At 66.0% G+C, this 12529-nt stretch carries 14 protein-coding genes; 9 read left to right on the top strand and 5 right to left on the bottom strand.

Annotated elements, in window-relative coordinates; genetic code table 11:
- The first annotated feature begins 4 nt into the window (after positions 1–4).
- Complete coding sequence (locus ABMA46_RS04085) at positions 5–1141, top strand: alpha-hydroxy acid oxidase (RefSeq protein WP_348998041.1); 1137 nt, start codon at positions 5–7, stop codon at positions 1139–1141.
- Positions 1142–1219: 78 nt separating this feature from the next.
- Entirely contained in the window at positions 1220–1942 is a 723-nt protein-coding gene (locus tag ABMA46_RS04080) for a metallophosphoesterase (RefSeq protein WP_425475697.1), read from the top strand.
- On the opposite strand, the gene ABMA46_RS04075 is transcribed toward ABMA46_RS04080, so the two are convergent.
- Both ABMA46_RS04075 and ABMA46_RS04070 read right to left on the bottom strand, forming a co-directional pair.
- On the bottom strand, positions 1915–2052 hold the full coding sequence (locus tag ABMA46_RS04075) for a hypothetical protein (protein WP_348998039.1): 138 nt from the start codon (positions 2050–2052) through the stop codon (positions 1915–1917). The genes ABMA46_RS04080 and ABMA46_RS04075 overlap by 28 nt on opposite strands.
- A 303-nt stretch (positions 2053–2355) precedes the next feature.
- Positions 2356–3054: a type 1 glutamine amidotransferase gene (locus tag ABMA46_RS04070; protein WP_348998038.1), complete on the bottom strand. Its 699-nt coding sequence runs from the start codon at positions 3052–3054 to the stop codon at positions 2356–2358.
- Positions 3055–3148: 94 nt separating this feature from the next.
- On the opposite strand from ABMA46_RS04070, the gene ABMA46_RS04065 reads away from it, so the two are divergent.
- Positions 3149–3808: a hypothetical protein gene (locus ABMA46_RS04065; RefSeq protein WP_348998037.1), complete on the top strand. Its 660-nt coding sequence runs from the start codon at positions 3149–3151 to the stop codon at positions 3806–3808.
- Between the two features lie 3 nt (positions 3809–3811).
- Here the strand turns inward: ABMA46_RS04065 and ABMA46_RS04060 are convergent, their stop codons facing one another.
- On the bottom strand, positions 3812–4393 hold the full coding sequence (locus ABMA46_RS04060; RefSeq protein WP_348998036.1) for a hypothetical protein: 582 nt from the start codon (positions 4391–4393) through the stop codon (positions 3812–3814).
- A 126-nt stretch (positions 4394–4519) separates the two neighbouring features.
- Between ABMA46_RS04060 and ABMA46_RS04055 the strand changes: the two genes are divergently transcribed.
- On the top strand, positions 4520–5254 hold the full coding sequence (locus tag ABMA46_RS04055) for a 16S rRNA (uracil(1498)-N(3))-methyltransferase (protein WP_348998035.1): 735 nt from the start codon (positions 4520–4522) through the stop codon (positions 5252–5254).
- Between the two features lie 432 nt (positions 5255–5686).
- Positions 5687–7060 carry a glutamate--cysteine ligase gene (locus tag ABMA46_RS04050; RefSeq protein ID WP_348998034.1) on the top strand — a complete coding sequence of 458 codons (1374 nt, stop codon included), beginning with the start codon at positions 5687–5689 and terminating at the stop codon, positions 7058–7060.
- A 15-nt stretch (positions 7061–7075) separates the two neighbouring features.
- On the opposite strand, the gene ABMA46_RS04045 is transcribed toward ABMA46_RS04050, so the two are convergent.
- Positions 7076–7267, bottom strand: coding sequence for a hypothetical protein (locus ABMA46_RS04045; protein ID WP_348998033.1), 192 nt, complete (start codon positions 7265–7267; stop codon positions 7076–7078).
- Between the two features lie 319 nt (positions 7268–7586).
- Here ABMA46_RS04045 and ABMA46_RS04040 point away from each other — a divergent pair, with 319 nt between their 5' ends.
- Both ABMA46_RS04040 and ABMA46_RS04035 read left to right on the top strand, forming a co-directional pair.
- Complete coding sequence (locus tag ABMA46_RS04040; protein WP_348998032.1) at positions 7587–8543, top strand: DUF937 domain-containing protein; 957 nt, start codon at positions 7587–7589, stop codon at positions 8541–8543.
- A gap of 240 nt (positions 8544–8783) precedes the next feature.
- Positions 8784–9278, top strand: a complete 495-nt coding sequence (locus ABMA46_RS04035; RefSeq protein WP_348998031.1) for a cupin domain-containing protein — start codon at positions 8784–8786, stop codon at positions 9276–9278.
- Between the two features lie 143 nt (positions 9279–9421).
- On the opposite strand, the gene ABMA46_RS04030 is transcribed toward ABMA46_RS04035, so the two are convergent.
- Entirely contained in the window at positions 9422–9706 is a 285-nt protein-coding gene (locus ABMA46_RS04030) for a DUF1127 domain-containing protein (protein WP_348998030.1), read from the bottom strand.
- A 173-nt stretch (positions 9707–9879) separates the two neighbouring features.
- Between ABMA46_RS04030 and ABMA46_RS04025 the strand changes: the two genes are divergently transcribed.
- Positions 9880–10836 carry a LysR substrate-binding domain-containing protein gene (locus ABMA46_RS04025; protein ID WP_348998029.1) on the top strand — a complete coding sequence of 319 codons (957 nt, stop codon included), beginning with the start codon at positions 9880–9882 and terminating at the stop codon, positions 10834–10836.
- Positions 10837–10888: 52 nt separating this feature from the next.
- Positions 10889–12529, top strand: a complete 1641-nt coding sequence (gene xseA, locus ABMA46_RS04020; RefSeq protein WP_348998028.1) for an exodeoxyribonuclease VII large subunit — start codon at positions 10889–10891, stop codon at positions 12527–12529.

The following is a 12529-nucleotide window of genomic DNA, read 5'->3' as shown; positions in this document are numbered from 1 at the left end:
GACCATGAGCCTTCAACTGACCATCGACGACCTCAAGCGGCAGGCGCGCCGGCGCGTGCCGACCATGTTCTTCGACTATGCCGATTCGGGCGCCTGGACGGAGAGCACCTACCGCGCCAACGAGGAGGATTTCCATAAGATCAAATTCCGCCAGCGCGTGCTGGTGGATATGGACAACCGCTCGCTGGCCTCGACCATGATCGGCGAGACGGTGTCGATGCCGGTGGCGCTGGCGCCGACCGGCTCGACGGGCATGCAGCATGCTGACGGCGAGATGCTGGCGGCACAGGCGGCCGAGGAGTTCGGCGTGCCCTTCACGCTGTCCACCATGAGCATCTGCTCGATCGAGGACGTCGCGTCGGTGACTAGGAAGCCGTTCTGGTTCCAGCTCTACGTCATGCGCGACAAGGACTTCGCCTACAACCTCATCGACCGCGCCAAGGCGGCCGGGTGCTCGGCACTGGTGCTGACGCTCGACCTGCAGATCCTGGCGCAGCGCCACAAGGACCTGCGCAACGGCCTCTCCGCCCCGCCGAAGATGACGCCGAAGAACATCGTCGACATGGCGATCCGTCCGCGCTGGGTGATGGGGATGCTCGGCACGCAGCGCCGCACCTTCCGCAACATCGTCGGCCACGCCAAGGGCGTCACCGACCTCTCCTCGCTGAAGGCATGGACCGACGAGCAGTTCGACCCGTCGCTGTCGTGGAAGGATGTGGAGTGGATCCGCGAGCGCTGGGGCGGCAAGCTGATCCTCAAGGGCATCCTCGATCCCGAGGATGCCGAGATGGCGGCCAAGACCGGCGCGGACGCCCTCATCGTTTCCAATCACGGCGGACGCCAGCTCGACGGGGCGCCGTCCACCATCTCGATGCTGGAAAGCATCGTCGACAAGGTCGGCGACCGCATCGAGGTGCATATGGACAGCGGCATCCGCTCCGGGCAGGACGTGCTGAAGGCGCTGTGCCTCGGCGCCAAGGGCACCTATATCGGCCGGCCGTTCCTCTATGGGCTCGGTGCCGACGGCAAGAGGGGCGTGACCAGGGCGCTGGAGATCATCCGCAAAGAGCTCGACATGACGATGGCGCTGTGCGGTCGCCGCGACATCAACACGGTAGGCAAGGACATGCTGCATCGGTAACGTCCCGGCCATCGAAGACTTCAAGCGGCGAATTTCGTGACCGGCATCCATTTCCTCGACGCCAGAACGCCCGCAGGCATGGCCCTCTACGCCATCGGCGATATTCATGGCCGGCTCGACCTGCTCGCCGCCATGCACGAGGCGATTGCCGCCGAGATCGCGCGCGACCGCCCGGCCGATTGGCGCATCGTCCATCTCGGCGATTATGTCGACCGGGGGCCGGACAGCAGCGGCGTCATCGAGTTCCTGGTCGAGGCGGGCCGGCGCGACCGGCGCAATCTCTTCCTCGCCGGCAACCACGAGTTGGGAATGCTCGATTTCCTGGCGAAACCCGATCTAAACGGCCTGTTCGCGCGCTATGGCGGACCGGCCACCGCACGGTCCTACGGCGTGGATATCGAACAGGGCAGTGCGCAGGAAGCCGCGGCGGCGCTGGCGGCGGCCATGCCATCGGCGCATATGGACTTCCTCCATCGCCTCGCCTTCTCGGCGAGCTTCGGCGACTTCTTCTTCTGCCACGCCGGCATCAAGCCGGGCGTCCCGCTGGAGAATCAGTCGGAGCGTGATCTCGTCTGGATCCGCGAGCCGTTCCTGACCTCGCCCGACCTTCATCCGAAACTGGTGGTGCACGGCCACACGCCCGGCCCGGAAGCCGAGATCATGCCCAACCGCGTCAACATCGACACGCTCGCCTGGTCGAGCGGACGCCTCACCGCGCTGGCGATGGCCGGCGCGGGCAAAAGCATCATCGAAGTGAGCGAAAACGGTGCCGTTCAGCGCAGCGAGGCGGTGACCCCATAGCCGTCGACGGCGTTGTGGTTGTTGGCGGCATCGGCCGCATAGATGCCAAGACCGCACAACACGATGGCGGCAAGCATGGCGAAAGACAGGAACGCAGCTTTCACAGTCATTATCCCCGAGTCATCCCGACGCAATCGCTGCACGGGCGAAGTTACCAATGCGTTGAGAACGCGGCGCTTGCGCGATGGTTTCGGCAACGATGCGGTCTTAGGCATGTTCTGTTTCGGTCCTGTGTCGCGCGGGCAACAGCTTTTCGGATGGCCCGGATACCGGATCGAAACAGAGCGAGCGCGCTCATAGTCCTTCGGGCGGCCACACGCCAAGCGCGAAATCGCCTGTTCACAGCGGATTTTTCGGGCTGTGTCAGAACTGCAACGACGCCGAAGGTTGAGCGGCCTCGGCGCCGCGAAAGCTCAGATTGTCGCGACCCAGGCCCGCGCGATCGCCAGACCGACGGCGTCGGACCGGCTCCCCTTTCCAGCGATCTCGGCATCCAGCCTGTCGTGCCATCCCGGATGCCGTTTCGCGATCAGCTCGGCGAAGGCCTCGCTCCATTCCCTCACCAGCCGGCTGTCTGCTTCGAAATGGAACTGGAAGCCGTAAACGGCGCGGCTGATCCGGTATGCCTGGTTTTCGGCGACGCCATTGCCGGCGAGACGGACGGCGGACGACGGCAGCGAAAAATGGTCGTCGTGCCACTGGAAAACCGGAAAGTTTCCCGGCAGGCCGGCCAGCAGGGCATCGGTTTCGCCCTCAGGCGTCAGCGCGACCTCCTGCCAGCCGAACTCCTCGGCACCGCCGACCCGGTTCTCGCCGCCGAAGGCGCGCGCGATCAACTGGCTGCCGAGGCAGATGCCGAGCACGGCGCGATCCCTGGCGGCGAAATCGCGCGTCAGGTCAAGGAGGTGAGGAAAGTAGGGATAGTCGTCGTCGGCGAGTGCATTCTGGGCGCCGCCCAGAACGACCATCGCGTCGTGGGCGGAAGCGTCCACCGGCAGGCTCTCGCCGAGATAGGGACGGCGCAGGTCGATCTCGGCATGTGCTTCGGCAAGCGCAGCGCCGACCTGGCCGAGCCCGGTATTGTCATAGTTCTGGACGACCAGCACCCGCATCGGCATCCTGACAGGAATGGACAGATGTCCGCGTTATCATGGCGCGGACGGCAACGCCAAGCCGAGGCATCCCGGTCACGCAGGAGAAACGCCTGTGCCACTGCAGAACCGCGTCGACCCGTTCGGCGCCATCCACGCGACCCCGGAACGCGGCCTCTTCCTAGGTAACCGCGGCATCATCCATGATCCCGATACCAGAACGCTGCTCAAGAGGCGCTGGACGCTCAAGGCCTGGATCATCTGCGAATGCGCGTTTCGCGGCCGGCGGCGCGAACCGATGGGCCGCAACCGGCCCGGCGGGCCGAACGGCCAGGGCCTCGCCGGCTGGACGGAACTGTTCTTCCTCGACGAGGTGACGGCACTTTCGGCCGGACACCGCCCCTGCTTCCATTGCCGGCGCGAACGGGCGGCGGATTTCCTCAACCGTTTCGGCAAGGTCTTCGCCGTCAACGCACCCCGCGCGCCGATGCTCGACGAGGGACTGCACACGGAACGGGCAGCTTCGGGCGGCCGGCCTCCTGTGGTCGACGCCGCGACGCTCGCAGGCCTGCCGGACGGCGCGATGATCGCGAACGGCAGCCGGGCCTACGCCCTGCGCGGCAATTGCGCCCTGCCCTGGTCCTTCGCCGGATATGGCCAACCAGTGCCTTTCGCCTCTCTGGCAGACTGCAATCTCGTCCTGCTTACGCCACCGACCACCGTCGCGGTGCTGCGGCAAGGCTACCGGCCGGCCTGGCATCCGAGCGCCGGATGACTGTCAGGAGGGTTTCGGCGCTGTTGCTCCCTGCCCGCGCTGCGCGTCATGGAAGGTGATGACGGCATCGATGTAGGGACCGGGAATCGTCATGATCACATCCTGGCGCTTGCCGGCGATCTTGAACGACAGGCCGCTGGTCCGATAGCGCGCCAGTTCCGCTTCGGAGAAGTTGATGCCGACGGTCTCGGAGACGCTGCAGCCGTAGCCTGAGCACGAGCCGACGTCGCGGCTGATCTGCGACGTGTCCAGCATGCGCCCGTCCGCATAGGCCTGCTGGAGGAACGCCCATTCGTTGAAATTGGCTGTCACGTAGATCTGGAACCTGTCGTTCAGCGCCGGATTGTTCGGGCTGATCCAGCTTCGGACCGAATAGGTTTTTCCGAGCAGGTTGCGATCGTGGAAGATGACGGGGCCGGTGATCTTGGTCGCGCCCTCGTACGGATCGTTTTCCGCCTTCATATTGGCCATGACGGCCGCCTTCTGGCCCGGATCGACGATCGCAATGCCGCTCATCGCCGCGATCTGCGCGCCACAGCCGGCCATCGCCATGCATATGGCGACCAGGAAGAACCTGCGAAACATGACTGAACTCCCCTCACCCGGGGCAATCATAGGGCCGCCGGCCTTCGTTTCTCAAGAGGCACGGCCGCATCGGCGATCTTGACCGGCGGCCTTGACCGGCGGCTTGGCCTGCCGCATGGATCGGCCATGCGCGCCAATTACAGAATGCAGCGGCTGTTCGTGCCGAACGACCTCGCCGAAGGCGTCGAGATCGAGCCCTCTGCGCAGCAGAGCCACTATCTCCTCAATGTGCTGAGACTGGCCGAGGGTGCCGAAGTGCTCGTCTTCAACGGCCGGGACGGTGAATGGGCAGCGGCGGTCGGCGCAAAGACGAAGAAAAGCGTCCGGCTCACTGTGCGCGCCGTGCAGCGGCCGCAGCCGGCCCTGCCGGACCTCCTCTACTGCTTCGCGCCGCTGAAGCAGGGGCGGCTCGACTACCTCGTGCAGAAGGCGGTCGAGATGGGCGCCGGCGTGCTACAGCCGGTTATTACCCGGCACACGCAAGTGGCGAAGCCCGGCTTGGACCGGCTGCGCGCGAACGTGGTGGAGGCGGCGGAGCAATGCGGCATCCTCGCCGTGCCGGAAGTGCGTGACTGTGAAAAGCTGGAGCGCCTGCTCGGTGCATGGGATCCTGAACGTCGCCTGATCTTCTGCGACGAGGACGCCTCGACCAACAATCCGCTGCCGGCCTTGCAGGCGGTCACGGAAAAGAAACTGGGCCTGCTCGTCGGCCCCGAAGGCGGCTTTTCGGACGACGAGCGCCGGATGCTGAGGGCCCTGCCCTTCGTGACCGCCATCCCGCTCGGCCCGCGAATCCTGCGCGCCGACACGGCGGCGGTGGCCGCACTCGCCGTCATCCAGGCAACGGCGGGGGATTGGTAGTTTTCCGAGCCCGAGGGCTGTCCGACTGGACAGTCGGCCACTTCGCCGTCCCGGTCCGTCGTCACATCAACCGTCGTCGTCCTCGGGCCTGACCCGAGGATCCATGCCGGAACGATTTGGCCGTATGAGGCAGTGCACAAGGTGATTCATTCTGCACCGCACCGGCCGCCACCAATGGTCAGGCATGGATCCCCGGGTCGCACCCGTCGCTGCGCTCGGGCTTGCCGAGGATGACGAAGAGAAAGGGTGCGCAAAAAATCTCTCCACACTCTCCCGCCCCCAGATACTCGAGCCAGGGCCGACAGGCAGCGTGGCGACAAAGCTTCATGCGATCAAATCCAGTTGACGGCTGGCTCAGGATTTTTCGCTTGATCGCGGTGCGGGCAATCGTCCATCTAGCGCGGCGGCCGTGAGCCGTTTGTGGAGGCCGAGATGGCGCGCGACACGACAGACAACAGCCCGGTCGAAGGCCTCGACGACCTCGTCGCCTATCTCGCCGCCGGCAACAAGCCGCGCGAGAAGTGGCGCATCGGCACCGAGCACGAGAAATTCCCCTTCTATGTCGACGGCAACGCCCCTGTGCCCTATGGGGGGGCGAACGGCATCCGCTCGATCCTCGAGGGCATGCAGCAGAAGCTCGGCTGGGATCCGATCCTCGACGACGGGCGCATCATCGGCCTGGTCGAACCGACCGGCCAGGGCGCGATCAGCCTCGAGCCCGGCGGCCAGTTCGAGCTTTCGGGCGCGCCGCTGGAAACGATCCACCAGACCTGCCGCGAGGGCAACGCGCATCTGGCGCAGGTGCGCGAGATCGCCGAGCCGCTCGGCATCCGCTTCCTCGGGCTCGGCGGCAGCCCGAAATGGACGCTTTCCGAGACGCCGAAAATGCCGAAGTCGCGCTACGAGATCATGACGCGCTACATGCCCAAGGTCGGCACCCAGGGCCTCGACATGATGTACCGCACCTGCACCATCCAGGTGAATCTCGACTTCGAGAGCGAGACCGACATGCGGCGCAAGATGCAAGTGTCGCTGAAACTGCAGCCGCTGGCCACCGCGCTGTTCGCCAATTCGCCATTCACCGACAGCCGGCCGAACGGCTTCCAGAGCTGGCGCGGCGACATCTGGCGCGATACCGACAACCAGCGCTCCGGGCTCAAGGAATTCTGCTTCTCGCCCGAGTTCGGCTTCGCCGACTATGTCGAGTGGGCGCTCGACGTGCCGATGTATTTCGTCATCCGCGACGGCCGCTATCACGACATGACGCATATGACGTTCCGCCAGTTCATGGCGGGCGCGGCGCGCAGCGAGATTCCCGACGGCCTGCCGACCCTGGGCGATTGGGCGAACCACCTTTCGACGTTGTTCCCGGACGTGCGGCTCAAGCGCTTCCTCGAAATGCGCGGCGCCGACGGCGGGCCGTGGCGGCGCATCTGCGCGTTGCCGGCCTTCTGGGTCGGTCTGCTCTACGATGCTGTCGCGCTGGACGAGGCCGAGACGATGACCGCAAGCTGGAGTTATGACGAGGTCGCGGTGATGCGCGATGCCGTGCCGGCGCAGGGCATTTCTACGTCGTTCAGGAACACGACGCTGCGCGAGGTGGCGCGCGACGTGCTGGCTGTTGCACGCAACGGGCTGAAGCGGCGGGCGAAGCTCAACCGCGATGGCTATGACGAGACCTCGTTCCTCAACACGCTGGACGAGGTGGTGGCCCGCGGGACAACAAGCGCGCAGGAGATGGTCAACGCCTATCACACGCGCTGGGGCGGTTCGATCGAGCCCGTCTTCCTCGAATACGCCTACTGATCCAGGATTCTCGGATCAGGAACGGGCGCGCCGGGGAAAGGGCAGCACCGTCGCGGGCTGTGCCGGGCGACTGCATTCCGCGACGGCCACGGTCTCGATCAGCCGGTCGAGCGCTTCGCGCAACTGGGAGGCCAGTTCATCGTCGCCATGCACCTGGAGCCAGGCGCCTTCCAGATACTGTCGCAAGGTCGTGAAATCGGTCTGCATGTTTCTCCTTGCCCCCGAGAACCCCACCTAACAGGCGGTTCTATGGAAAATGGAAACAGCCGCGATCAAAACTGATTCAAAACGTTTCCGTTCAACTTGAAACAAAACGTCATTGTCGCTGTCCGCGCCGCTGACATAAGTCTTGCCGGGGCGCGGCGGCGATTGCCCTTGCATCGCTCGGGCATAGCTCAGGCAGCGGTCTGCCGCGTCCACCCTCCCCTTCCAGCGATTCGAGCCGGCATTTCGAATGCCGTTCAGCCTTCAACATGCCGTTGAAAGGCTTTACAGTCGGCAATCCCAGTGCCTCGGAGGAACCGACATGCTTCCCTTGTTCGACATGCTCTCGCAATCCCAGAACGGACGCGGGATGGAATTGCTAGCCCGGCAGTTCAATCTTTCGCAGGAACAGGCGCAGCATGCGGTGGAAGCGCTGTTGCCGGCGTTCAGCCAGGGATTGAAGCGCAATGCATCCGACCCCTACGGCCTCGGCACGTTCATGACCGCACTGGCAAGCGGCAACCATGCCCAGTATTTCGACGATCCGTCGAAAGCCTTCTCCCAGCAGGGCCGCACGGAAGGAAACGACGTATTGGGGCAACTCTTCGGCTCGAAGGACCTGTCGCGCGCGGTGGCGGCGCAGGCCGCGCAGGCCACCGGCATCGGTCAGCAGGTCCTGCAGCAGATGCTTCCCGTGATCGCCTCGATGGTGATGGGCGGCCTGTTCAAGCAGTCGACGGGGCAGATGCAGAATGCGCAGGCCGGCGGCTTCGGCGGCGCCAACAACCCGCTCGGCCAGATCATCGAGGAGATGATGAAGCAGGGCGGCATGGCGGGCGGCCAGCAGCCGGGGCAAGCGCAACCGGGACGGGGCCAACCGGGGCAGGCACCGCAAGGCCAGAATCCGTTCGGCCCGCTCGGCAACAATCCCCTCGGCAAGGTGCTGCAGGACATGTTCGGCGGCGCGGCGGGATCGCAGGGCGGTTCGCAACCTTCGCAAAATCCGCAGCCCCAGAACCCGTTGGGCGACAATCCCTGGGGCAAGATCCTGGAAGACATGCTGGGCGGCGCACAGCAGCAGGGCGGGCAGGCCCGTCCGCGCCACACGCAGGCCCCGGAGCCGGAACCACAGGCGGAGCCTGGCGGCAAGCAGCGCAATCCCTATGACGACATCTTCGGTAAGATGTTCGAGACCGGCCGGCAGCAGCGCGACGATTACGAGAAGACCATGGGATCGGTCTTCGACCAGTTCCTGCGGGGGATGGACAGGAACCGCTAGGAGCATTTTGCAGCCAGACGGACTCGTCTGGCGTCCGCACAATGCGGCTAAGAAGAACAGGCTGGAGCAGTGGAACTGCGTTCATCAGAACGCCCGCTGCTCCAGGCGTCCGATGTCAACGGGATCGTAAAAATCCGACCGGTCCCGTTGGGGCGGCGTTAACCGCATCCGGCAGCGGCTGAAACGTCCTAAGCCCGGATTAACCGTGACCGCCTTTGATGCGCGAAACGGAGGATCCCGATGGCTGCCCAGAGCGTAGACGCCGCCCATGTCGACACCGTCGCCATGACCCCCGCGCCGATCAATCCCGACTGGGTGATCGAGGGATCGCCGGTGGCGCGTGCCGGCCAGATCGTGCAGTCCAGCGACGGCACGGCGACAAGCGCTGTCTGGGATTGCACCGCCGGAACGTTCAACTGGCATTTCGGCATCGACGAGACGGTCCATATCCTCGACGGTGAGGTGGAGGTGAGCACGGCGAACGACCAGACGCGCATCCTGCGCGCCGGTGACGTGGCACTCTTCCGTGCCGGCACGACGGCCGTGTGGCATGTGCCGGCCTATGTACGAAAAATCGCCTTCTGCCGACACCCGCTGCCGTGGCCACTCGGAACCGCGGTGCGGGCGCTCAGCAAGGTCCGCTCGCTGCTGCAAGGCGCGGTGATCGCCCGGCCTGTCGGGCATCCGGGCCGCAGGTCCAAGGCGGAGCCCGTCAGCGCTCTGTCGCGGCTGTGAAGTCGCGGCTGTGAAAAAGCCCGGCCCCTTTCGGGACCGGGCAGCGCGCAGGCAGCCGGTGGGGAAACCGGCGGGAGTGGGGAGCCTGCGAAAACAATTCATGCTTTCAGGGGTGAGTCTCCCTGAACAAGACCGGCGGACCTTCAGGACACCCGGCGCGCGCAATCCTCGACGGCGTTGAAACGCTCGTCCGCGATCACTCTCAGCCGCACCGTCGGATCGCTGCCGAACGGCCCGTCGAAGGCCACGTGCAGGTCGCTCCGCGTCAGCCCGATATCGGCAAGTTCGGCATCGGACAGTTCTCCCAGCCGGTAGAAGGCGCGGCGGTTCATCAGGGCTCGCCAGGCGTCGGCCACGACGCGCAGCAGGCGCCTGGCGGCGCGCGCGGTCCTGCTCGAAGGGGCAGCGGCAAATTCGTAGGCGGTCATGGCGCTTTCCTTTCCTCTTCCACGCCCATGCGCTTGTCGGCATCGGGGCAGACCGAAGCCGAACCACATGTCTCACGGTTTCATGCGAACGGTCGGAATCTCTCATGGAGCGATTGATTAATCCAACGAATGTTTTTAATCTCTATCATCAATCATGATGATGGATGGATGCGATGAAAGCGCCGCTCGACCTCGATCAGTTGCAGACCTTCATCTCGATCGCCGACACCGGCTCGTTCACCCGTGCGGCGGAGGAAGTGCACCGGACCCAGTCGGCCGTATCGATGCAGATGCGGCGGCTGGAGGAGCGGATCGGCAAGCCGTTGTTCGAAAAGGACGGGCGCACGAACAGGCTGACCGAAGAGGGCGACCGGCTGCTCTCCTATGCGCGGCGGCTTTTGTTCCTCAACCGCGAGACGCTGGCTGCCTTCGACGACCGGCGGCTGGAGGGCACCATCCGCATCGGCACGCCTGACGACTATGCCGACCGTTTCCTGCCCGAGATCATGGCCCGCTTCGCGCGCTCCAATCCCCATGTCGAGCTAACCGTGGTGTGCGAGCCGACGCCCGGCCTCGTCGAACACATCAAGCGCGGCAATCTCGATCTTGCGCTGGTCACGCACAACGACGCGCGCGGCCAGTCGGAAGTGGTGCGGCGCGAACCGCTTTTGTGGGTCACGTCGGCCAACCACGCCACGCATGAGCAGGACGTGCTGCCGATGGCCTTCGGCCGGCCGAACTGCATCTGGCGGCGCGCGGCCTGCGACGTTCTCGACCAGATGGGGCGCGATTACCGCATCCTCTTCACCTCGTTCTCGGCGACCGTCATCACCGCCGCCGTTCTGTCCGGCCTGGCGATTTCGGTGCTGCCCGAATGCGCGCTCAGACCCGGCATGCGCGTGCTCGGTGAGGCCGACGGCTTCGGCACCCTGCCCGACTGCCGCATCGGCATCATGCGCGGCCAGACCAGCCGGCCGGAAATCGTCGACGCCATCGCGCGCCACATATCGGAAAGCCTCGACAACATCACGGTGCCGATGGCGGAGGAGGCCGGCAGCTTCGATTTCGCCGGGCTGGCCTTCTCCAGGATGAAGAAGTCCAAGCCGAACCAGATCATGCCGAGCTGGTGACGCCGATCAGCCCGGACTTGACGCGCACCGTTGCGAGGCCCCCTATCCCCGCATGAGCGAAGCCGTCGCCGAATCACGTACCAATGCCGCCGAATATACGGTGAGCGAGATTTCCGGCGCGCTGAAGCGCACGGTCGAAGACCAGTTCGGTCACGTGCGCGTGCGCGGCGAGATTTCCGGCTATCGCGGCCCGCATTCCTCCGGCCATGCCTATTTCGCGCTGAAGGACGACCGCGCGCGGCTCGACGCCGTCGTGTGGAGGGGCACGTTCTCGCGGCTGAAATTCCGGCCTGAAGAGGGCATGGAGGTGATCGCCACCGGCAAGCTCACCACCTATCCCGGCAAGTCGAACTACCAGATCGTCATCGACAATCTGGAGCCGGCCGGCGTCGGCGCCCTGATGGCGCTGCTGGAGGAGCGCAAGCAGCGGCTGGCCGCCGAAGGCCTGTTCGAGGCCGCGCGCAAGCAGCTCCTGCCGTTCATGCCGCGCGTGATCGGCGTGGTGACCTCGCCGACAGGCGCGGTGATCCGCGATATCCTGCACCGCATCCGCGACCGTTTTCCGCTGCATGTCGTCGTCTGGCCGGTGCGCGTCCAGGGCGAGACGGCGGGCGCAGAGGTCACGAACGCCGTCCAGGGGTTCAACGCCCTGCCCGAAGGCGGATCGCTGCCGCGTCCGGACCTCATCATCGTGGCGCGCGGCGGCGGCAGCCTGGAGGATCTGTGGGGCTTCAACGACGAGGCGCTGGCGCGCGCGGTGGCGGCCTCCGACCTTCCGGTGATCTCGGCGGTCGGCCACGAGACCGACTGGACGCTGATCGACCTCGCCGCCGACGTGCGCGCGCCGACGCCGACGGGCGCGGCCGAGATGGCGGTGCCGGTGAAGGCGGAGCTGGAAGCGACGCTGGCCAATCTTTCCGCACGTCTCGGCGCCTGCATCTCGCGCGGCATCGACCGCAAGCGCCAGGCGGCGCGGGCCGCGGCGCGGGCGCTGCCCTCGCCCGATCAGTTGCTGGCGGTGCGGCGCCAGCGCTTCGACGAGGCGACGGGGCGATTGGGCCGCGCGCTCGACGCCGGCGTGAGGCACAAGCGCGCGCATCTGTCCGGCTTGCGGCTGACGCCGGCGACGCTGAAACGGCGTCTGGAGGAAACCGGCAGGATCCTGCAACGCGATTTTCTGCGGGCGGCTCGAGCTCTCTCGAGCGTCGTGGGCGACCGGCGGCTCACCTTGCGCCACGCCGCCGACCAGTTGCCGAAATGCGCCCGCGCCAACCTGCGCCGCCACAGGCAGACCTACGCCGCATTGCAGGCCCGCCTGTCCATCGAGCCGACGGCGCAGCGGTGGCAGCAGGCGAACCAGCGGCTGTCCGCCGTCGACCGGCGCCGCGACCAGGCCGTCGCCATCCGTCTCGACCAGTTCCGCGCCCGACTGACCCAGGCAGAGCGGCTGCTTGCCACGCTGCAATTGTCGGAACAGGCGATCCTCGAGCGCGGCTACGCGCTGGTGCTCGATCCGGCCGGCCAATTGGTGAAGCGGGCGGCCGACGTAAAACCCGGAGAGGCGCTCGACCTTCGCTTCGCCGACGGAACCGCCCATGTGCTGGCGACCGGCGCGGCTGCCCCGGGGCAAAGAGCCGCGCCCAAGGCGGCAGCCAAGCCGAAGGACGGCGGCACGCAGGGCTCGCTGTTCTGA

This window comes from Mesorhizobium hunchu (assembly GCF_040081975.1).
GTDB classification, from domain to species: domain Bacteria; phylum Pseudomonadota; class Alphaproteobacteria; order Rhizobiales; family Rhizobiaceae; genus Mesorhizobium; species Mesorhizobium hunchu.
Note: the sequence above shows the minus strand (reverse complement) of the source record. Positions and strands in the feature narration are given on the sequence as shown.

Bases quoted from the DNA above. Each gene is read 5' to 3' on its own strand.
- ABMA46_RS04085 (WP_348998041.1), top strand. From the start codon at position 5: ATGAGCCTTCAACTGACCATCGACGACCTCAAGCGGCAGGCGCGCCGG.
- ABMA46_RS04080 (WP_425475697.1), top strand. From the start codon at position 1,220: ATGGCCCTCTACGCCATCGGCGATATTCATGGCCGGCTCGACCTGCTC.
- ABMA46_RS04075 (WP_348998039.1), bottom strand. From the start codon at position 2,052: ATGACTGTGAAAGCTGCGTTCCTGTCTTTCGCCATGCTTGCCGCCATC.
- ABMA46_RS04070 (WP_348998038.1), bottom strand. From the start codon at position 3,054: ATGCGGGTGCTGGTCGTCCAGAACTATGACAATACCGGGCTCGGCCAG.
- ABMA46_RS04060 (WP_348998036.1), bottom strand. From the start codon at position 4,393: ATGTTTCGCAGGTTCTTCCTGGTCGCCATATGCATGGCGATGGCCGGC.
- ABMA46_RS04055 (WP_348998035.1), top strand. From the start codon at position 4,520: ATGCGCGCCAATTACAGAATGCAGCGGCTGTTCGTGCCGAACGACCTC.
- ABMA46_RS04050 (WP_348998034.1), top strand. From the start codon at position 5,687: ATGGCGCGCGACACGACAGACAACAGCCCGGTCGAAGGCCTCGACGAC.
- ABMA46_RS04045 (WP_348998033.1), bottom strand. From the start codon at position 7,267: ATGCAGACCGATTTCACGACCTTGCGACAGTATCTGGAAGGCGCCTGG.
- ABMA46_RS04040 (WP_348998032.1), top strand. From the start codon at position 7,587: ATGCTTCCCTTGTTCGACATGCTCTCGCAATCCCAGAACGGACGCGGG.
- ABMA46_RS04035 (WP_348998031.1), top strand. From the start codon at position 8,784: ATGGCTGCCCAGAGCGTAGACGCCGCCCATGTCGACACCGTCGCCATG.
- ABMA46_RS04030 (WP_348998030.1), bottom strand. From the start codon at position 9,706: ATGACCGCCTACGAATTTGCCGCTGCCCCTTCGAGCAGGACCGCGCGC.
- ABMA46_RS04025 (WP_348998029.1), top strand. From the start codon at position 9,880: ATGAAAGCGCCGCTCGACCTCGATCAGTTGCAGACCTTCATCTCGATC.
- xseA (WP_348998028.1), top strand. From the start codon at position 10,889: ATGAGCGAAGCCGTCGCCGAATCACGTACCAATGCCGCCGAATATACG.